Below are 22232 nucleotides of genomic sequence, written 5' to 3' on the forward strand. Positions count from 1 at the left end.
ATCCACTCTACCTCTCCTTCCTATAAATGCCCTAAAATACAAGAGAAATCTGATTTATCTATTAAATCAGATAACAATATCCATCACAATCAATTCATTTGAGGAGGGCTAAATGTAATGACTGCAGTAACCAGGCTTGATTTGACTAATACGCCGCACTTTGAGATTGTCCCGGGTAAACTGGGAGCAAACGGCGGCTCTAACCCTAAAGGTGAAACCTTTGGTTTCACGAACTACTATATGACCCGTAACGGTAAGCCTTTTATACCGGTAGTAGGTGAGTTTCACTTTTCCCGCTTCAGTTATCTGCAATGGGAAGAGGAATTGCTCAAGATGAAGGCAGGCGGCGTTCATATTGTGGCCAGCTATGTGTTCTGGAACTATCATGAAGAAGAAGAAGGTGTGTTTGACTGGAGCGGCAGCCGCAATTTACGTCACTTTGTAGATCTGTGTGCAAAGCTCGACTACCCGCTGATTCTGCGCATCGGTCCTTTCTGTCACGGTGAGGTCAGAAACGGCGGCATTCCGGACTGGGTATTTGCCAAGCCGCTGGAAATCCGTTCAAATGATCCGGCTTATCTGGAACTCTCCAGAAGGCTATACCGGGAAATCTCCAGACAGATCAGAGGAACCATGTATCAGGAGGGCGGCCCTGTTATTGCTGTCCAGCTGGAAAATGAATATATGCACTGCAGCGCTCCTAACGACGCCTGGGGCTACACGTCAGGCAAGTTTATGAGTTCAGGCACTGAAGGCACCGCGCATCTGGCCGAGCTTCGCCGGATTGCAGAAGAAGCCAGAATCCATCCTATGTTCTTTACGGTTACAGCCTGGGGCGGCGCTGCCATTCCAACTGAAGGTTTCCTGCCGATGCTGGCAGGCTATGCCTACACTTCCTGGCTTCCGGACCAGCCGGCAAGCCGCGAATTCCTGTACCGTGATCTGCATGCCGTCCCGATGGAGGAAGTAGATTTCAATACCCGCGAATATCCTGTCGCTTATTGTGAAATGGCTGGAGGAATGCAGGTCAGCTATAAAGCCCGCCCCTTTGTTCCTGCCGAGAGTGTGGAAGCCATGACCCTGGTCAAGCTCGCCAGCGGCAGCAATATGCTGGGCTACTATATGTACCATGGCGGATCTAATCCAGTTGGAAAGAAAACCTATATGAACGAGCAGTTTCTTCCAAAAATCTCGTATGATTATCAGGCACCGCTCGGGGAATTCGGCCGGATTGGAGAGGCTTATGACCGCATCCGTTCCCTTTCACTCTTCATGGAGTCCTTCGGACATATTCTTGCTCCGATGCCGACTGTACTGCCTGAAGGGCAGGCAGATCTTGAGGTTACGGATACCGGGACACTGCGCTGGTGCGTCAGACAACAGGACGGCAGCGGATTCATATTCTTGAACAACTTCCAGGACAGTGTAGATATGCCGGACCGCAGCTTCCGGATTGAGCTGGAGACTACTCTCGGAAAGGTCACCTTCCCTCATGAAGGAGAAGCTGTGCTGAACAGCGGCACAGGTGCTGTTCTTCCATTTAATCTTGATTTGCATGGAATATCACTGGTCAGTTCCACAGCCCAGCTGCTGACAGAAATCTCAACAGAAGACGAGCACGTTATGTTCTTCTATGCTCATGATGGGCTTGCTCCGGAATTTGTTATTGCGAAATCATCCATTACCGGTATTGCAACAACCGACGGCCAGGTTCAAGATAACGACAGGGAGTATGTGATTCGGCCTGTTGCCGGTAAAAATAACGGAGTCGTATTCCGTACTACTCATGGTAAAGCAATCCGTTTTGTTACACTGACGCGTCAAGAAGCGCTGCAAACCTACCGGTTTGACCTGTGGGGACAGCAGGTTGTGGCCGTTAGTGATTGCCCGTTAACCGCTCAGAACGATCAGCTGGTCTGCAATTCTCTGGGTTTCCATTCCTTTAGTGTTGCTCTCTTCCCTGCTCCGGCAGCAGAATTATGCTCTACCTTTGGTCAACTGGGACCTGTTCAGCATGAAGGGGTGTTCAGCACCTACTCCCTGCAGCTTCCGCAGTATACCCCGGAACTCAGTGTAGTGAAGCCGGCAGAAAAAACGGCCGTTATTGGAGTTGATACCGCATGGCCTTCTCATATAGAGGATGTATGGCTGGAAATCGACTATGACGGTGACGTTGCAGAGGCTTTCCTTGGTGACAAGCTGCTTACGGATAATGTACATTTCGGTCAGACCTGGAGTATTGGCCTGAAATCGTCCTACAACCAGCTGGAGAAAGACAAGCTTCATATTGCCATTACGCCGCTGCGCAAAGGCACCGTCCATACGTATATCAATCAGGCACAAATTGAAGTATTTGAAGGTATTGAGATTGCTGTGTTCCACCGTATAGAAGCCATCCCTCAATACCGTGTAGCCTTAATGGCCTTGGAAAAATAATTCCCTTAACAATAAGCGCCCCGCAGCTGATTCATACTCAGCTGCGGGGCGCTTATTAATTTAGTTCTTTTTCCATTCGGCTTCACCTGGATTGCATTTCGCTTTAACTAGATTTCTTTATTCCTCTGCTCAGCCCAATTATTAATAAAGCCAGTCCAAGTATCAAGAAAATTCCTACGAATACATTATCAAACACACCCGGCATAGTTGGTTCTGCTGGATACGAACCAGAACCGTTTATTTTTACTGGAGTCGTTTCACCAATCCATTTATAAACGGCAATAAATCTTTCTACTGTGAACAAAATGCTGCTTAACATAATTAGTCCCAGGCCAGATATAAAGCTGCTTTTCCCCATTTGTTGTTCACCTCTTCTGAAATAAACACTTATATGTAAAGTCGAAAGATTAAGTATGCTGTTCTGTAAGATAGGTTTTTATTGTAGGAGCCTTATAGTTCGAGAACTGCTTAAGAATCCCTTCCGCAGTATTATCTGTAATGACCATAGCCCGATACTTCGATTGCATGAAATGGTTGCGTTCCATATTATCAAACATGGATATAAGCGGATCAAAATATTGATTGATGTTCAATAACCCACATGGCTTTTGGTGCAGTCCTAATTGGCCCCATGTAAAAATCTCGAAATACTCCTCTAATGTTCCAGGTCCACCTGGAAGAGCAATAAACCCATCTGCCAACTCCGCCATCTTTGCTTTACGCTCATGCAGCGAGTCGACCATTATTAGCTCTGTTAATCCCATATGAGCTATTTCACGGTTATTGATGAGATATCAGGCTATCCTCAAGGGATATATCATATTTATTGGCGATAACAATGAGATTTCCTAAAACATCTCCAAGTTCTTCTGTTAATTCAGACTTATTCTCTTGAAACGTGCTTGCAGCCTCATCCGGACGATCCCTGCCAATCTCTAAAGCACGGATTGCTCGAGCTACTTCTCCAGTTTCCTCAGCAAGAAATCCTATACGGACAAATATATCTAAGTCTGACCAGTTACGACTCTTGTAATATTCCTTAACCCACTGTTGAAATTCAATGATATCCATGTTTCCCTCCAACATAACAAGATTAATCGATCTCAAATGCCATCAGTAATAATAACATATCGCAGTTTATCGATCTATTTATTCAAATTCACCCATTATTTTCTGTCGATTAGTCATTTAACTAACCTGCCCGTTCTTAACGTAACGAGAAGCAGCCGGTCCTCATGGCCGGCCGCTTCTGTCTGTATTGAGCTATCGTTTTCGGTAAGTTTAATGACGGTCTATATATTTCACTCTTGTTTCGAGGCATGATCACTGAGCCCGTAACTTCAAATATTATTCCGTAACGCCGATACTTATATACGGATAGTTACTTCAGCCATATGCTCACCTCTCTTTTCCTTTATTACAAAATAAAAGAAAGCAGATCAACTTGGAGGAACTCTTATATGAATATATTGATTCTTGGTGCCACCGGACGGGTTGGGAGTCATATCGTTACCCATGCTCTTCAGGATGGACATCATGTGACCGTATTAGTCCGCACTCCGGAGAAGATTCAACATTCCAATCATAACCTGACGATCATTCAAGGTAATGTTCTAAATAAAGAAGATATCACCCATGCAGTACATGGAAATAATGTAGTGATTAGTGCACTAAATACAGATGGTACAACAACCCTTTCAGACAGTATGCCTTTAATCATCGAGGCGATGTATAACGAAGGCATACAACGTATCATAACCGTAGGAACTGCCGGTATTCTGCAAAGTGAACATTCCCCCCATCTTCTGCGCTACCAGTCAAGCGAATCCAAACGCAGGTCAACCCGCGCAGCTGAAGAACATCATCAGGTATATCATTTGCTAAAACAATCGACGCTTAGCTGGACAATCGTATGCCCTACTGCTTTGCGGAATGGGGAAGGGTTAAGGAACTATCGTGTGAGGCAAAATATTCTGCCTGAAGGCGGTATGGAAATATCTGTGCAGGATACGGCCGAATTTACTTATAGTCAAATACAAGCCGCCAATCTTATTCACTCACGTGTAGGTATTGCCTACTGATTCCCGTATCTATTTGTCCGGCCCGAACGCCGAGATAGCAGGAACTTCGAAACATAACCAAAGGGCAGCGAAGATTCACCAATCTCCACTGCCCTTTGAATGTTTAATTAAATTGCCAGCAGCTCAAGCTAAGGTTGCCATACTGATAGCTCCGGTGAAGCAGCTTGGCATTACGGCCGGCATCGCCAGTACCCATGGCCAGCAGCAGCGGGATGAAATGCTCGTTGGTGGGAACGGCTTCCCGGGCATAGGGGGCAAGCTCGCGGTATTGAAACAATGCTTCGGTATCCCATGTCTCCAGCTTACTCTGAATCCAGTTGTCAAATTGTTCAGCCCACCCGTCAATCCCCTCGGACGCCCAGTTCAATCCTCTTAGATTATGCACGGTTCCTCCGCTTCCGATAATGAGCACATCCTGCTCTCGAAGCTCAGCCAATGCCTTGCCGATCTCATACTGCTGTTCATTAGACAGATGGCGGTTTACGGATAACGCTATTACAGGGATATCTGCATCAGGATAGAGCAGTTTCAGAACTGCCCATGCCCCGTGATCCAAGCCCCTTGTCTCATTCCGGGTGTTCTCAACACCATACTTGGTGAACAAATTCTGGATTTGCTCCGCAAGTGCCAGGTCACTCTGCGCCGGATAAGTCATCCGGTACAGCTCGTCCTGGAATCCGCCAAAATCATAAATCGTTTCATACGCCTTAGCAGCGCCAACCGTCTGGACTGCTTCTTCCCAATGTGCGGAGAAGAGAACAATCGCTTTCGGCTGTGGCGTATTGTCTTTAAACTGCTTCAGCAGCTTCGTATAGTCATTATCCTCAAGCACGATTGAGGGTGCACCGTGTGCAAAGAAATAGGAAGGTATCATCTTTTGTTCCACCCCTTATTTAGATTAAACTGGCATCATTCTTAATCCACTCTAACAAATCAAGCTGATTCTCTTCAGATACACCATGATCGGTCGGATACAATTTGAAAGTTACGCGCTCCGTTTGTTCTTGTAGATAGGCGGCTGTCTCGTGCCCGATCCGGACCGGAAATACAGAATCATATTCCCCGTGTGAGGCAAATATAGAGACATCCTTAATCCCGCGAAGCGGGTACTCTGTTTTCACAAAATCAGGAATATATCCGTTGAGCGCTACAATCCCCTTTAATTGTGATCCCATCGTAAGGGCAAGCGTCATGGACAGGATCGCCCCCTGGCTGAATCCGAGTAAATAACGTCTGTCAGGATCAACCGGATACTTCTCAGTAGCATATTGAATAAAAGATTCAAGATCGTTAACTGCCTGGTCGAACATTTCCCGGATCGGGTTACCCAGGCTTTTCAAATCGTAATACTGGTAACCGGTACCGAGCGGCAGATTACCGCGAATGCCTATAATGATGAAATCACCAGCCAGCGGAGCAACCAGACCATACATATTGCGTTCATTCGAACCTTTGCCGTGAAGAGTAAAAATCACCGGATATTTCTTGTCCTGCTCCAGATTAACCGGTAAGTGAACGTCATATGGATATGTGGAATTCATCTTCGTCTCCCCCTTCATCGTTAATTATCTGCTGCATAAATGAAATATTAGTAATAAAAATATATTTTCTATATGAGTAATTTAACGCGCTTCACATTGACTTGTCAACACAAAAATTGATAATATAAAATTAAGTTTTGTATTACAAATATCCCAAGGGTGTGATCAGATGGATATTGGCTCAACGATCCGGGCAATCCGGAAGCGTAAAAATATAACGATTGCCCAAATATGCGAATTGACCGGCCTATCCCAAGGCTTTATGAGCCAGGTTGAAACGAATAAAACCTCACCATCCATTTCAACATTGGAAAATATAGCCCAGGCGCTAAAAGTTCCGCTGGCCTATTTGCTTTTAAAGAAAGAAGAACGAATGCACATTGTCCGTAAGGACGAACGGACCATTACAACCAGCGGACCGGAAAACCTGAAAGTGGAGCATTTGAGTTCTACGAAGAACGTACGTATGAGCATTGTAGAGCTCCCTCCTGGTGCCATGACCGGCGAGGCGCCGCATGCGCACGAAGGGCAGGAAGTGCATGTAGTCATCAGAGGAAGGATTTATGCAGAGCAAGGAGAGGATGGAGCCGAGTTTACGGAAGGTGATTCCTTCAGCTGGAATGCCTGCACCCCCCATCTGGTAAAAAATATCGGAGAAGACACAGCCATCGTGCTAATCTCCATCTACACCGAGAACGAGAACGGACAAGACTTATTCTAAGACAAAAGCCCGTACACGAGCCATTAGGCCGGGTACGGGCTTTTGTGATCATTTTCAGCTAAGAATCCTTTATACCATTTAGTATCCATACACCTCAAATGCAGAATGACCGGCTCTGCCTTCAGGAGGCAGACTGTTATAGTTGATCTTTACGAATCTCGCTTTTCCGCTAATCAGGTCAACTCTCTCCTGCTCTTCAGAAGTCTGGCCTGTCTGATTGGCGGCAACCTTCCAATTCACCCCGTCAGAAGAAATCTGTATGACATACAGGAAATTCCCTTCCCGGTGAAACTTCACCCTGGTACCTGTTATCTCTCTTTCAGCTCCCAAGTCGACCTGCCACCAATGACCAACGGCATCATCAGCCGCAAGCCAGAAGGTATGCCCGATGCCATCATTCCCCTTATTTGCTGCATGCTCGATATTCATACTACTGCTGCATGCGGCTTGTTTTCCGATGGCAAGCTCACTTCCCGAGATCTTCAATTCTCCAATGGTCCCGTTTTTTTCCTCAAGTAATATCCGCAATTGCTCTATGCTAAACGAGTCAGCAGGTTGAAATGCCTCACTCCGCATATAGGTAATAATGCTTCTTCTCAAATGTGCGGCTGCCGGTCTGGCCGGGAGATCATTCTGTATATCAAAGCCGCAAACGATGAGCCTCCCTGCTCCAACACGGCATTCGAACAAATTGCTCATCCGGCGGTTATGATAAAAATTCGGAATGACCTGCACTATCAGTTCGTTACCGGCAAAATCCCCATTAAGGCATAAAGATACCGACCGGTCCATCAGGTCCTTCCACTGGTGCTCCGCATATTCTTTTGTCGGGAAGGAACCGAAGACAGGATGATTATGATTAACGAACATCCCGCACGGACTTTCACTCGCAAAATGAACGGGACTCCAGAAGACGGGGTAGAACTTACCGGCAACGGCATTACGCAGATTGGCACCGGCGGTAAGCAGCACGTTCTCCCCTGCAGCAAGCTTTCTCCCGGCCGTTTCATCCAACGATTCCGTTATATAGATTTCGGATTCCGTTTCATCAAATGCCTGAACCTCCGGATATACCCATATGGACCATTCATTACTTATATCATGATCGGCCAATTGGAGAGAAACCCTTAAATTAGAGCTCCGTTCAACACGGCAAGTAAAATCGGACTTAAACTCACCGGCTGCCACTCCAGAGCCTAATGGGATGATACCTGTACGAATGATCCCTTCATCAAGGACATCGCCGTGATCATCCTTAATACACCATAAGATATCGGCCTCCGGCAGCTCGTCAGGTCCGAAATGGGCAATCTCTACTGTTCCCTCGAATAAGTCACCTGCTGTATATATTCTTTTTTGCATACGAAGGAGAAGAACTGTAGAATTACAGAATTGTTTGAATTGTTCCGGCTCAATCAACCCTTTGGATTCCCAGAATGCATTCAGTATTCCGACCGTAGCTGTGCTTTGTCCAGGAAAGTCATGCAGATCAAGTAACTGAAACCCTCCCAAACCAGGCGTTCTCAGCGCAGCCTCTATCTCCTCCCGGTAAAGCTGAAGAGCCAGCATACCAGATCCGCGAACGAATTTGCCGATATCCTTTAATAGTCCTCTCCGCTCCAAATCAGCTTTTATGACTTCATAATTTACAGGTCTTAGAACACCGGTATAAGAATCTATTTCAGTGACATCCGGATATACGGTGTATTGGCCTACTTCGTGCGTAACGAGCGGAACATTCCGGTTTGCAACAGCCATTCTATAATCAAGTGTTGTGGAGTTAACCAATTCCTCAGGAAAATATTGTCCTCTTGCTCCAATCCCGTCCACCGTCTGCGAACAAAACAGATCATCCGCAGGATCAAGTGGCCGGTCCCAATTCGTGGTCAGTGTGTATACCCGTCTATCGTCGGCGGCCTTCAAATTCATTACAATTTGATGCAGCAGATCAAAATCACCATTCAACTCGTTCCCGTTACTAAACAGGCAAAAGGATGGATGGCTGCCATACGCTGCTATAATCCGGCCAGCCTCAGCCGGCAGGTATGAATAGTGCTCCTTATGTGTCCCGACAGGTGTATTCCAAGTGTCCATCCACACCGGTCCCTCTGCCTGCACATATATACCGGTCTGGTCTGCTGCTGCAAAAGCAGCTTCTGGAGGACACCAGGAGTGGAAGCGGATATGATTCAAACCGTACGCTTTAACAATTCCAAAAAGACGGAGCCAACTGTCTAAATCCATCACAGGATAGCCCGTAAGGGGAAAAATGCAGCACTCCAATGTACCTCTAAGAAAGGTTTTCGCCCCATTAATTTCAAATTGGGTACCCACACTTCGAAAAGAGCGCATACCGAAGCTGCATTTATTTTCCCCGCGGACAGCCTTGCCTGCTAATATCACTCGTGAGCGAAATACCATCTCGTACACATTGGGGGAGAACTCATCCCACAAAAGGATATCTTCCCCCATATCATATTCAATCGTAAACGGCTGAACGCTGTGAGCGGCGATCGAAAACTCGAATTGCTGCTGTTCCGTTTGGTGCGGACGGTCTCCGTGTTTAATAAATGCAAACAGCTCTAACGAAGAATTGGCTTCTTTAGCTTCTGTATTCACCCAGTTCCCGCAAACTCTGACGCTTTTGTTTACTGGATCGGGATATAGCTGAATATCAGCGATGTAGACAGGATTACGCGCTTGTATCTCCAACCGTCCGATCAATCCGTTCCAGATTGTCTGCGTCTCATCGGTATAGGCACTTGGGAACTCACCAAGCTTGTGAATGTCACGGTTGTCAACCCGAATCGTTATCTGATTACTGCAGCCTGTACGTATAAGTCCCGAAACATCAAATTGATGAGGAACCGACAGGCTATCCTGATCACCTGCAATCTGACCGTTAATCCATAAAGTCGACTTGAACATGACCCGCTCCAAGAATACGCTCAGGTGTTTGTCCTCCCATTCTTGAGGAATATCCAGCGAACACTGATACCAGGCTGCCCCTACGAAACGATAACGTTGCCTAAGCGAGCGGACGGATTCCCTGTTCATCTCTTCGCCCCAAGCCGCCTGCTCTCCAATCCCGTTGTCCGATAATGTACCGGGAAGCTTTAGCGTACCGGACTGCTCTGGCAATGCGCTCCTGTACCAGTGTTCCTCTTCACCTTTATCGTAGGGATCCAGAGCAAACGCCCACTGTCCAGCTAAATCAATAACCGATTTTTCCTGCTGTATATTCAACATCAAACAACCTCCTCATTTAGTGATAATCACTTCAAAAAATATGTTATATCTTGTTGTTATCGTATATTCATTGTAAAATAGAGAGCATATGAAAGGAATGATGATATGGCTATTAAACCCAACAATCCTGCTATTTCAAGTTCCCATATCCAATATACTCATCCTCCTGGAATTCTTGTTTCTGACTATTACAATAAGGGTTACGGTTACGCTTGCTATCGGCCTGAAGGCACAAAGGATTGGTTAATTATGTATACACTATCCGGTAAGGGCCTCATCAACGACGGAAGCGATGACCTCCTGCTGTGTTCGGAGGGAACTTTAACGATCGTACCACCAGGAGTGCCGCATGATTATTTCACTGCAGAAGGATATGAGTGGGAGAAGCTTTGGGCCCATTTCATTCCCCGTATGGCATGGATGGATTGGATTCCAACAAGCAACACTGAGGGTCCGATCTATCATATTCGGATCGACAGTGAGGTAGCCCGTCATACCGTTGAATATGCATTCCGCAGAGTCTTGTCTTACCAATTAGACTCCTATGGTGAATTTCGGGAAGAACTAACTCTTAATGCGCTGGAAGAGATCATTTTGCTGATCGCAAGCCAGATTGCAGACAAAAAAAAGCTGGATCCCCGGATCAAAGATGTCCTTAACATCCTCGCCCAGCATTACTCTGACAATCATCAGATTGAGGAGCTTGCCAATAAAGTATGCTTGTCGCCTTCCCGCTTGTCCCATTTGTTCAAAGAACAGGTAGGAGACTCCATTATAGAAACCTTAACGAAATATAGATTGAAACAGGCCGAGAAATTGCTTCAGTACACCTTGCGGCCCATCACAGACATTGCTCTCGAAGTAGGATTCAATTCACCAGACTATTTTACGAGGCAATTCGCCAGCTACTATGGCGTCAATCCCTCCCAGTATCGTAAACAACACACCCAGAATAAGTCATGAAGGTAAAAAGAGAGCAGGCCCGAACAAGAGGCCTGCTCTCTCATGAATTACTTGCTGCTTTCCATAAGCTGCTTATATGCATCCATTTGCTTTTGCAATTCGGCCAGCACCTTATCATAACCCGCTTGTTTCAGCTTATCGCGGAACTCCTCTACTGCCTTGACCGGATCCCCAGCCTTACCAAGCGTAATTGCCGGTCCAAGCTCACCCGTAACCTGTGAGATAGAGGTCAATTCGGATTCCACTGGCGACTTATCGAATACAAACTTGCTATATACATATGGCTTTTTAATTTTGTCGTACTCTGCATACAATGTTTCATCGAGCTGATCCCATGAGGTATCAGATGGAATTTCGAACTTGTCGACACGGCCGCCCCAGAAGTCAGAATAGAACTGGTCCCGTGCTTCATTATATCCGGCAGGGAGAGTTCGTGTGCCGTCTTTGATCTCGTACTGTACTCCTTCAATTCCATAGTTAATTAAGTGGTACACTTCCTCGTTATTACGAATCAATTCATACGCCATCAGCGCACGTTCCGGATTTTTGCTGTTTGCGCCGATTGATGTGCCGCCGTGAGTAATTGAAGTTTCCATAAGATTGCCGCGTGTACGGGAGAACGGGAACATCTGTGCCTCGGAGCCAGGCTGCTCTTTATCCATCTGCACGCGCAGCGTGGAGAACCACTGTGTATGCTGCTGATCAAGCCCCGATAAGCCGGATTTAAAAGCGGCATGAATGTCATTTTTGTTATTCAGAGCGTCCTCGCGCCAGAAGCCTTTGTCTGACCATTCTTTCATCATGGTAGCAAAGTCAACAAATACGTCATCAAAGACCGGACTCGTTACTGAATATTTTTCGTCATAGGATTCTGCCGTAAATACAGGCATGAATCCCGTCGATATCGGCAGCTCCAGCTGATCAGTATAGGATTGTACAAACCCTCCGAATAATTGGGCACCTGCTCCGGCATCGTAAGGGATTACCCCTTCTTTATTATCTTTAACGAATTGCAGATATTCTCCGATTCCTTCCCAATCCTTGATGGGTTCGGCCAAACCGGCTTCCTTCGCCCAATCGCCGCGGTAGTAGAAACCGTGATTGACCCATTGGGTATAATCATTTTCAGGAATCATGATGATTTTCCCGTTATATTTGGTTTGGTCCCAATCTTCCGCCGGAATAGAGCTCCACGTTTCTGGAGCATACGCAGGAAGAAGCTCGTCCAGATTCATAAAAGCACCCCGCTGGGCATTTGCCCAGGTATCCAGCCAGTCTGTACCGACCGTAATAAGATCAATCGCTTCTCCGGATGCGAGTGACAGGTTGTATTTTGTCTGCCAATCAGCCCATTCGATCCATTTCCATTCCAGTTCCGCATTGATCTTTTCCTTTACGATTTCATTAACTTTATCCAAAACAATCTCGAACTGTCCGTTCTTCGGCTTGTCACCAAGGATCAGATAATTGATCTTCACAAACTCCGAGGTATCAATCCCCGTGTTAGACGCTGTAGACGAGTTACTGCCGGTGCTGCTCTCCGAATTAGTATTCGATCCTGCAGCAGAATTCCCACCACCCCCGCTATTGTTACCGCCGCAAGCTGCCAGCAGCGATACCAAAGCAGTTACAACCAATAATTTCATAGCTCTCTTCCCATTTTTCATTGAATCTGCCTCCCCCATTGTATGTTCTTCGAGGCCCCAGCAGCCTTCACCGGATCGCCCGAATGTGATGGACCTGAAGAGTCCTTGACACCTTAGCCTTTAACGGCACCCACTGTAATCCCCTTTATGAAATAACGCTGCACAAATGGGTAGAACAGGATGACCGGACCGGTCGCGACGATCGCGGTTGCCATCTTCATCGATTCCAGCGGCACATCCCGCAAAGGAACGTTGGATGCTGCAGCCGAATTCCGTACAAAATCAGCACTTGTGATGACATTGTAGAGAAAGAGTTGTAACGGTCTATAAGTCATGTCAGGAGACAGAAAAAGCATGGAGTTATACCATTCGTTCCAGTAACTTAATGCAATGAACAATCCGATTGTTGCTAATGCAGGTTTCGTCATTGGAAGGATAAGCCGCATGAAAATGGTAAAATCACCAGCTCCATCGATTTTAGCCGACTCCGTAATGGCATGAGGAATGGACTTCACAAAGCTCTTCATCATAATAATGAGGAATGCGCTCAGCAATCCCGGCAGAAGGACCGCCAGATAGTTGTCCTTGAGGCTTAAATACTTTGTAATTAGAAGATAGAACGGTACCAGACCGCCAGAGAATAGCGTGGTAAAATAGATCAGGAACGAGATGACATTGCGATACTGAAAATCAGGCCGCTGAAGAGCGTATCCGGTCATCGCAACCAGGAACAAACCGACTGTCGTCCCCACCACCGTGAGTCCGACCGTAACCAGGTACGAGCCAAGAATCATAGTCGGATTCTCGAACACCAGTTTATAGGCGAATGTGCTGAATTCATGTGGCCAGAAATTAAAACCGTTCATTCTGATTGATTCTTCGGATGTGAATGAAGTGCCTAATACGAGCAGAAACGGCAACAAGCAGCAGAGTGAAAACAGTCCGATGAACAGATAACCGATGATCTTTACCAGCACACTGCTTAGATCAGTACGTATACTACGTGATTGGATCGTATCATCCATGCATTTATCCTCCTAGAAGAGTGAGTTTTCAGGTGAGAATTTCTTGACCAGCAGATTCGCAGTAATGACAAAAGCAAATCCGATTACGGACTGATATAAGCTGACTGCAGAACCGATGGAGAAGTTAAAGTTCGTCATAAGTGCACGGAAGACATAGGTCTCGATAATATCCGTCGAAGCGTATAATGCGGTGTTGTTGGCACCGACGAGATTATAAAAGAGTCCGAAGTTTCCTCGAAGAATGCCGCCAAGCGAGAATAACAGCAGGATAATGAAGGTTGGTTTTAACCAAGGAAGTACGATATAGCGGATACGCTGAATAGCATTGGCACCATCAATTTCAGCTGCTTCCACAACTTCACTATCAAGCCCCATGATTGCAGCGAAATATACAATCGACCCGTAACCCGTTGTCTGCCACAGGTAGGTCAATACGATAATGAACGGCCAGACACTGGGATTGGAGTAGGTTTTTACAGGATCAAGGCCTACAGAAACCAGGAAGTTATTTAAAATGCCGTAATCGTAACTTAAAATGTTGTAGGCAATTAAACCGATTAACACGGCCGAGATAAAGTACGGAAGAAACATTAACGTTTGCGTCACCTTTTTAAACCACTTCACCCTGATTTCATTCAGGAATACAGCAACCACGATTTGAAGTATATTTCCGATCAGGATAAACGCCAGATTGTATAGGATTGTATTAAGTGTAAGACGCCACAAGTCCCCGGTTCTGACCAAAAATTTGAAATTCTCGAACCCTACAAATTCGCTATTGAAAATCCCGTCTGTATAGTTGTACTTGATAAACGCAAGATAAAGGCCAGGCATGGGTAGATAGGCGAATATAAAGAAAAACAGAATAGCCGGCAAACACATCAACAACAAGGTTTTATTGCTCCAAATACGCCCCATTCTGCGTTTTCTCGCACTAATCCTCTCCGTGTTCGATGGCATGAGCACATTGGTATTACTCATGAAGCACCTCCAAATTTCATCCTTTTATTAACTTAATAATAACTACTCCCAGTAGGCGTTTCTACGCTAATCATGCTAATGACCCATACGATCCTGCTGATTTGTTATCGCTTACATAAATGCTGGAAAAGTGCTTCAAGGGGATATTCTCCTACCCAGTAAGAAAAAAGAACGAGCGACCTGACGGTCACTCGTTCTCAAATCATAAATCAGCTGATAGTGTCACTATCGACCGGCCCGGAACACTGAAGCGCCTGCCGGTTTGTCCCGTTAACCGGAGGTCACCTTCCTGCTCAGATGTTAAGTATAGCTTGAATTGCTCCGGAAAGTGCGGACCATCGAAAGAGACCTCTTCCGCAGCTTCTCCATCGTTGATGACCACCATGGTGAATGTACGATCCATTTGATGGATAAACGCCGATGTCATGATATGCGGGTTATCCGTAGCAGCAAAGCACGAAATACGCATAGCACCAGGCCGTATAAACCTACTATAATGTCCCAGCGCCCACAATGTTTTAGATGGCAACACCGTCTCAGGATCACCGTACTTAGTATAATTTGTGTAAATCAAACCATCCTTGTAATCATGAGGGGATACCGCCAGCCACCATTGCCAAGAGGACACACCGGCTATTGTCAGATCGTGATGGATTACTTTTGCCGTAAACAAGGCCATATCCATTCCCAAATCCATCCCGGGTCCATCCGGATTCAGATTACAATATTCTGTCTGCCATAGCTCAGCTAAAGGTGCATGCCGCCGCATTGTTTCCTTTAATAAAAGCCGGTAACGGGTTAGCCTGTCCTCACCCCCTACATGATCTGCCCAATAGGAGTGATACGACAATTTGTTTCCGACTAACCCGGCGAACTCAGAGTCTCCCAGGAAGTCCTTGATGTATTCCCCGTATTTGCCCCCATAATGGGCCCCATTATCATGCCCTGTATAATGGGTACTCCAATTCTGGAATTGTCTAACCTCTGTATCGTCTAGCAGTGCCGCAATTTCTGCGCTCTCAGGAACATCAATCGATGCAGAAAGTCCCCTCTCTGTCAGTTCCCGGTGCAGCGCCCGGACGATAGCTTTAATCTGGGCATTGCTGTAGCGGTTCCCCTCCTGCTTACTGTCATTCCACGACCAGGAAGGTTCGTTTAGAGGGCTGATTACGGCAAAAGGCAACCCTTCTTGTTCAAAGTGCTCCAGCACATCCGCTAGCCAGCGGGCATACTCATCGAAACGTTCTTCCGCCAGATTGCTTTGCCCGCTGCTCTCATCGGGAGCGATTCTGCCATTTTTACTCATCCAGACCGGAGGTGCATAAGACATCGCTATGAATGAATCCACTCCGTAATCTTTGGCTGCTTTCATAAACCATCGTTGTCCTTCATGGGCGGTCCAGTCATACACAGCATCAGCTTGCCGCTTGAATGTCTCCGTATGACCCCGCCACCCCATCGGCTCCGGATAATCAGCATCAGCATCTGCTCCGCCAGATCCTATAGCGAATCGCCAAACGCTAAGTCCGATACCGGTATCTCTGGAGAATAAAAGCTCCGCGATTTTGTTCTTCCCCTCATCTGACCAATGTTTACCGATCGGATCCAGGCTCCAGGCTCCCGAAGCTCCAAAATGTGCAATCTTTTGATGCGTTGCATTTTGATCTATCAGATAGTGTACAGCCATCTGGGTTCCTCTCTTTCATTACGGACATCCATTATTGGGATTCTTCAACCGCCTGCATAAGATTAAATATGGCTTGCGCACTTTCCGCCCGTGTTGATACCGCTTTTGGCCGGAATAATCCGTTATTAGCGCTCAGCACTTTCAACTCGTTAGCTTTCAACACGGCACTTTCCGCCCAAATACTGATTTGGTGCTGGTCTTTATATTGCGTTTCTCCCGAAATCATACCGGCATTACCGCTGTTCATCGCATAGTTATAAGCGTTAACAAGCATTACAGCTATCTCCTCACGAGTAATAAATTCCGTTGGAGCAAAGAGCTGATTTTGCCGGCCCGTTATAATCCCCGCTTCTTTGGCAGCAGCGACTTCGTTTTCATACCAAGCACCTTTGGGTACATCGCTAAAACCGGAAGGATTATTGCTTTTCAAAAAGAGTGCATGGGCAATCATAGCAATAAATTCAGCACGTGTAACCTTTTTATCCGGCTGGAATTCGTCTGCAGTTACCCCCTTAACGATTTGCCGCGCTGCCATAGAGCGGATTGCTTCGTAGGACCAGTGTCCTTCAGGAATATCTTTGAACGTCTTGGCATATTCAATCGCTGCATACCTGCTGACGGAAGAAACCTCTGTGATTATCTGGTCTCCGCTTTCCTTTCCGCCTGTATAATCCAGCGTGCCGCCTTTCCCCATATTGAACACACCGGTCAGAGCAGGGTCAGCAGTCCGGTTCATTTTAAACGAAAGGGTAACGGGTACTTCAAATGCCGGTACCGGGATGAATTCATCGCCGGACGGAATGACCTTAAGCCCGAACTCGTAGACATCACTCACCAGGGTCAGCTTTGTTTTCAAATCTCTTTCCGCTTGAGCCAACAGTGAGGTGGATTCAGACGGCGTAATCATTTGAATGGATAGTGAAATCATCGCTCCACTTGTCTTTGTTCCGTCTGGAAGCAAGCTGCGTAGCCCTTCCAGGTTCTTGGCGGGAATAGTAAGCCTTATCTTCTCTGTAACAAGTTCCAGTGGTTTGCCGTCCAGTAGCTCAGCAGTGTTAATCGGCAGTTGGACAACCAGACTCTGCTGCCCGCTCCCGCTCAAATCAACCAGCACCTTATCCGCTCCGCTCCGTGGTTTCAAAGCATCACTGGATACCAGAATTTGATCAGGTGCTTGCGAAGGGCTTGTCGGCGCAACAACAGAAGGTGATCCCTCGTTATTATCTACTTTGTTCAGAACTGTAATGATGCTGGTATCTTTATAATATCCATCTGCTGTCACTACGGTAATGATAGCCGTTCCTGGCTTGAGTGCAGTTACTTGTCCATTTGCGTCTACGGCGGCAATAACCGGTTTATTCGAACTCCATATCAGATTGTGCTGCGTTGCACTGCCTGGCTCAAGTACCGCGCTAAGTGATAAGACGCTCCCCTTCGTAATCGCCGTGGACGCAGGCAGTAAGGTCACACCGGTTACAGGTGTTCTCACAGTTACGGCGGCCGATGCAGTAATGCCTCCCGCTGAGACTGTTACCGTTGCGTTCCCGTTGGCAACCGCTTTCAAATTGCCGTTTTGATCTACCGTCGCAATTTCGGGTGCAGAGGATTGCCAATTCAAACCCTGAATTTCAGCCTGGTCCGGCTTGATCGTTGCTGACAATGTAGCAGCTTCCCCTTTTGTCAGCGTTACGCGGTCTGCATTCATATGGATTGAATCGGCTGCTGCTTTTACGTCAACCCTTGCAACTGCATATTTTGAAGGATCATTGGCGCTTGCAACTCGGATCTTTGCCCGTCCGGATTGGTGAACCGTGATCTCTCTGGCATAAACATTATCTGTAACACTGGCAATGGTCGCAACGTCCGGATCATCTGTCGTCCATACCAATTCCTGATCGGACGAATCTGCTGGTAATATGGATGCCACCAGATTAGATTGGCCGACTTCTGTAATCAAAGAGCGATCAAGCACTACACTGGCTACCGGTACCGCGGCGATTTCCGGATTAGTTACAGTTACCAATGTTGAAGTCTGTAAATCACTTTCTCCTTGCACTACTGCGCGGATGGTTGCTTGGCCTGCTGCAATGGCTCTCACAACCCCATTCTCTACAGTAGCTACACTTTCATCGGAAGATGTCCACATAATGGGTTGTGAACTCAGGGAATCAGGCATTACTTTCGTTCCCAAAATGTACGATTCCTGCGGGAGAAGTGTGACCGACTTCCGATTTACAGCCAACCCGCGGGTCATCTTGACTTGAATCATTGAAATACCCGGTGCTACCTTCAAAGAAGGTGTAGGATTGACGATGTCGACCGACATCAGGCCACCTGTTGATAGCTGTCCGGTATACGTTTTCGTACCGGAAGTAAGCGCGTTTTCTGTTGCCACTTTGGTTCCACCGATCAGAATATCCATGTTCCTGTCGGACACGCCCCATGGATCATAAAATCCTATACTTACGTCATATATACCGGCAGGTAAATCAAAGGCATAGTTAATCCCCTGTCCTGCTTCAGTATTATTAGTGTAACCGAAGCCTCCGTATGGACCAGTCTCCCAGGCACCAGCAAGCTGGCTGCGGTTCACTCCCCCCCAGATATAGCCAGTAACCTGATCAACATTGACCGGTTCATTCGCCGGATCGATAACCGGCCCTTGCAACATACCGTAGGATTGTCTTGCAGGCAAACCACCCGCTCCGAGAACGGTATAATACATTAAATCTGTCAAGGCTGCCTGTTTTGTAATCGCACTGACTTCGGACGACCGTTCACTTTCACCGTATGTGTTCACGCCTGTAACGGCGAAATAGTAGGTTGCTCCGGATGCCAGATTCGGGATCGCCGCTTGCAGACCGTTAACCAGTGTATGTTCCTGTGTATATTCACCTGGCGCCAGTCCGTAATACACTTTGTAATAATCCGCTTGTGAGCCTTCGATCAGGGTGAGGGTTGCCTCGTTATCAACTTCTGTACTGATATTAGTGATGAACGGTCTGCCTGGAACTTCAGCGTAGTCGTACCGTTCAACGCGAATCCAGCTGATAAGCGGGTCTGTATATTGAGTCGTATTGTCGGCTGAACGGACCACATCGATTTGCAGCGTGCCTCCATTAACAGAAACGGCAGGATAAGTGAGCGTATCCGTTTGCGGGTAAGCCGGCGCTACATACTGCGTTGTTTTCGCAACGCCCTGCAGCTTAATGTCAACAGAACGGTTCTTATTTCCCCAAGGATCAGAAAAGCCTAATTGAACTTTATATTTCCCGTCAGGAAGCTCGAACTGGTATCGCAGCCCTCCGGATGTTCCAGCACCGCTATATCGTACCGACCTGAAACGATCACCAGAGGAACTGGTGCCTGTACCCAGGTCAGACGTCCATCCCCAATAGCGTCCGGTCAAAGGATCAGGCCCGTACGCCTGGTCGGCAATGCTATTGTAATCCCCGGTTGGAAGCCCTTTCGGAAAGTCAGCAGCGCCGGCGTCAACATAATAAGCAAGTGCGCTTTGCGCCCCCGTCTCACTCCCCTCATATACTGCTTTTATTTCAAGAGAAGGCATCCTTTCATTTCCATCTACGACTGCCGCAACGATCGCGTAGTATGTCATCCCCTCCGTCAATCCTGTCAATTGCACATTCGTAGCGTTAACGATCTTTGTATAGGTATATTTTCCGCTTTCGGTTCCATATTTAACTAAATACTGTTCAGCACCAGCAACACCTTCAAAATCAATATCTAAACCGGAATCTTTAGAAACGATGGAGGTTATTGCAGGTGCTTCAACTGAACTCCCATAATCCCCTTTAGTTACCACAGCACGATCGAACGAGATATAGCTGTCCGTCGCTTGGGCGTTGTTATCTCCCGTTACACTAAGGGTCACTCTGTGTTCTCCATCTTCCTCCAATACACCACTGTCGAAAATCAAAACATTATCTTCTCTTGCAGCATCATACAGATCAACGCGGACAGGAACTCTCCCATCCACTGATATTTCCGCAATTCCCGAGTCTCCTGATCTCGTCCCGTATAATTGGACCCGGTTGCCGCTGAATGTCAGATCAAATTTGCTTCCAGCCAAATTAGAATAGTGCGTATCCACTGAATAATTGCCTGTTTGTCCATCATAATAGTTCCAGCCATCAGAATAATTAAATGCATTATCCCCGGTCCCCAGCACTTGATCATTGATGATCTTACTTACAGGACCATCGTAGCTTGTACCCTCCACAATGTATGTGGTCAGGGAGTTTGCCGGCAAGGAGACGTTCATGACTGACCGCTCTATGGGTGTATCCGCAATTGATGTTGTAGCCTCTGTATCAGAGGTGCGGACTCCCTGAGCCGTTGCTGCATGATTCGAAAATCCTCCCAAATTCAATGAGAGTGAACGATCTTTTCCGGAAAAGTTGGAGACTAATAGAATTAACTTCCCGTCGGGGCCAACCGCAGCGATAACATCATCGTTGTTCGCCTCAATGATCTTGTAGCCTTTCTTGATATATTTGCTGAATTGTTTCATGACGTAATACTGCTTGGTCACTACGTAATTTCCTGTATTAAATACATACTCAGGCCCATACTGCGCGGACAGGTCAAGATCCGAGTAATCTGCGTTAATAAGCCCCCAGCTGCCTGGAGGATTCCAGGCTGTTAAATAATCGGGACCTTTGTTCAAATTCACAAGGTTTTCAACTCTGTCTTCGACAGCTTGCCAGATGATCCATCCGCTTGCCCCCATGTCCTTAATATCCTTGAATATAAGCTCTGCAAGTGGTATAGCAGGCTTCATTCCTTCCGGATCATATGTCTCATAACCAGTGCTTACCTCTGACATCCACAGCGGCTTCTTCTCACCGAGCGCAAGATCCCGAAGCTGATAACGTTTAGATCCACTGTAAGAGTGTGTCTGAATTCGGCTGATCATGTCCTGGGTCTCTTTATCAAAAGCCTTGTACGTATTACTTGCATGGTCAATACTTGTCTCGTCAGAAGCGGCAATTCGGGTGATAAGCCTTTCTTCCAGGAGTCGCTGATGAAGCTTTTGAATAAGGATTTGCTGTGTTTCAGGGCTAAAATAGGCGCCTTCCTGATTGCCTCCCTTCTTCCAATATCCGGATACCGGCTCGTTGAAAGGATCCATATGGTCAAAGGTCACCCCCTCTGAATCTCTGAAATACTTCAGCATATCAATCAGGTACTGGACATATAGGTCATACTTATCCGCAGCAAGATTCTCATCCTTCGCGCCAATGTTCCCTGCAGCGCTGCCGCTGATCGTCATCCACCAAGGCGGCGAGTTGACTTGAGCCTCCATGAAGTCAAGGTCATAGTTGCTCATCAGATCCTTGATCACCCACTCCTGCCCTTGATCAAGATTCTCATGATCGTATTGAATTTGGTTAGTTGCTTCATCATACCCGATTGCCCGGCTTGGCATTTTGCGGGCGGGATGCATGCTGGAATCAATATCCGGATCTGTTGAGCTGCCGCCGAAATTGTAACGGACCATATTCAGGTTCAATCCGTCTTCACCGAAAACCAAATCCATGATCTCTCTCTTGGTTTCCCCTTCCCAGCTGCCGACCTGCCCGGCCCACCAGACCAGGTTGGTTCCCCAGCCATCCATCGTCTGATATTCGATTCCAGGATTAATCGTTACCATCTGTGCCGCATGGGCACGTGCCGGAGCCGTAGTTATACTGCCGGCTAACAAAGCCATACTCATTACCATGGATAGATACCTGTTCTTCCTCATTAAAAGACTCCCTTCCCCAGATGCATTAATAAAGCGTTTACATCGTTAAGCGTAAAGTTTTCCAGAATCAGCAACAATGAATTATTCGCTATTATTCCGCACTATCTAGCTAACATTTGAAGCTGTTGGCTGAAC

Annotated in this window: 14 protein-coding genes and 1 pseudogene; 4 read left to right on the plus strand and 11 right to left on the minus strand. The window is 46.8% G+C overall.

Annotated elements, in window-relative coordinates; all coding sequences use genetic code 11:
* The first annotated feature begins 117 nt into the window (after window positions 1–117).
* Window positions 118–2436, plus strand: coding sequence for a beta-galactosidase (locus AC4G46_RS27480; RefSeq protein WP_491125496.1), 2319 nt, complete (start codon window positions 118–120; stop codon window positions 2434–2436).
* A gap of 103 nt (window positions 2437–2539) precedes the next feature.
* Here the strand turns inward: AC4G46_RS27480 and AC4G46_RS27485 are convergent, their stop codons facing one another.
* From AC4G46_RS27485 to AC4G46_RS27495, 3 genes and pseudogenes are all read right to left on the minus strand, one after another.
* On the minus strand, window positions 2540–2794 hold the full coding sequence (locus AC4G46_RS27485) for a hypothetical protein (RefSeq protein WP_491125497.1): 255 nt from the start codon (window positions 2792–2794) through the stop codon (window positions 2540–2542).
* A 49-nt stretch (window positions 2795–2843) separates the two neighbouring features.
* Window positions 2844–3227 (minus strand): annotated as a pseudogene (locus AC4G46_RS27490) (LOG family protein); the annotation flags it as partial.
* Window positions 3217–3507 carry a MazG nucleotide pyrophosphohydrolase domain-containing protein gene (locus AC4G46_RS27495; protein ID WP_491125498.1) on the minus strand — a complete coding sequence of 97 codons (291 nt, stop codon included), beginning with the start codon at window positions 3505–3507 and terminating at the stop codon, window positions 3217–3219. The gene AC4G46_RS27495 and the pseudogene AC4G46_RS27490, both read right to left, overlap by 11 nt.
* Before the next feature lie 389 nt (window positions 3508–3896).
* On the opposite strand from AC4G46_RS27495, the gene AC4G46_RS27500 reads away from it, so the two are divergent.
* Window positions 3897–4517: an NAD(P)-dependent oxidoreductase gene (locus AC4G46_RS27500; protein WP_491125499.1), complete on the plus strand. Its 621-nt coding sequence runs from the start codon at window positions 3897–3899 to the stop codon at window positions 4515–4517.
* Window positions 4518–4620: 103 nt separating this feature from the next.
* Here the strand turns inward: AC4G46_RS27500 and AC4G46_RS27505 are convergent, their stop codons facing one another.
* Together AC4G46_RS27505 and AC4G46_RS27510 are read right to left on the minus strand one after the other, a co-directional pair.
* Window positions 4621–5391: a DODA-type extradiol aromatic ring-opening family dioxygenase gene (locus tag AC4G46_RS27505; RefSeq protein ID WP_491125500.1), complete on the minus strand. Its 771-nt coding sequence runs from the start codon at window positions 5389–5391 to the stop codon at window positions 4621–4623.
* 19 nt (window positions 5392–5410) lie between these two features.
* Entirely contained in the window at window positions 5411–6058 is a 648-nt protein-coding gene (locus AC4G46_RS27510) for an alpha/beta hydrolase (RefSeq protein WP_491125501.1), read from the minus strand.
* 169 nt (window positions 6059–6227) lie between these two features.
* Between AC4G46_RS27510 and AC4G46_RS27515 the strand changes: the two genes are divergently transcribed.
* Complete coding sequence (locus tag AC4G46_RS27515; RefSeq protein ID WP_491125502.1) at window positions 6228–6779, plus strand: helix-turn-helix domain-containing protein; 552 nt, start codon at window positions 6228–6230, stop codon at window positions 6777–6779.
* A 78-nt stretch (window positions 6780–6857) separates the two neighbouring features.
* On the opposite strand, the gene AC4G46_RS27520 is transcribed toward AC4G46_RS27515, so the two are convergent.
* Entirely contained in the window at window positions 6858–10028 is a 3171-nt protein-coding gene (locus AC4G46_RS27520) for a DUF8487 domain-containing protein (RefSeq protein WP_491125503.1), read from the minus strand.
* 105 nt (window positions 10029–10133) lie between these two features.
* On the opposite strand from AC4G46_RS27520, the gene AC4G46_RS27525 reads away from it, so the two are divergent.
* Window positions 10134–10991: a helix-turn-helix domain-containing protein gene (locus tag AC4G46_RS27525; protein ID WP_042196085.1), complete on the plus strand. Its 858-nt coding sequence runs from the start codon at window positions 10134–10136 to the stop codon at window positions 10989–10991.
* 47 nt (window positions 10992–11038) lie between these two features.
* On the opposite strand, the gene AC4G46_RS27530 is transcribed toward AC4G46_RS27525, so the two are convergent.
* The 5 genes from AC4G46_RS27530 to AC4G46_RS27550 form a co-directional block, all read right to left on the minus strand.
* Entirely contained in the window at window positions 11039–12658 is a 1620-nt protein-coding gene (locus tag AC4G46_RS27530) for a DUF3502 domain-containing protein (protein WP_491125504.1), read from the minus strand.
* 92 nt (window positions 12659–12750) lie between these two features.
* Window positions 12751–13662: a carbohydrate ABC transporter permease gene (locus AC4G46_RS27535; protein WP_491125505.1), complete on the minus strand. Its 912-nt coding sequence runs from the start codon at window positions 13660–13662 to the stop codon at window positions 12751–12753.
* 12 nt (window positions 13663–13674) lie between these two features.
* The gene (locus tag AC4G46_RS27540; RefSeq protein WP_491128990.1) at window positions 13675–14580 is read right to left on the minus strand and encodes an ABC transporter permease; all 906 of its coding nucleotides are present in this window, start codon (window positions 14578–14580) and stop codon (window positions 13675–13677) included.
* Between the two features lie 265 nt (window positions 14581–14845).
* A complete protein-coding gene (locus AC4G46_RS27545) occupies window positions 14846–16330 on the minus strand; it encodes a glycoside hydrolase (protein WP_491125506.1) in 1485 nt (494 codons plus the stop codon).
* A gap of 31 nt (window positions 16331–16361) precedes the next feature.
* Window positions 16362–22067, minus strand: a complete 5706-nt coding sequence (locus AC4G46_RS27550; protein ID WP_491125507.1) for an Ig-like domain-containing protein — start codon at window positions 22065–22067, stop codon at window positions 16362–16364.
* Window positions 22068–22232: the final 165 nt, after the last annotated feature.

This window comes from Paenibacillus sp. fava2 (assembly GCF_058313675.1).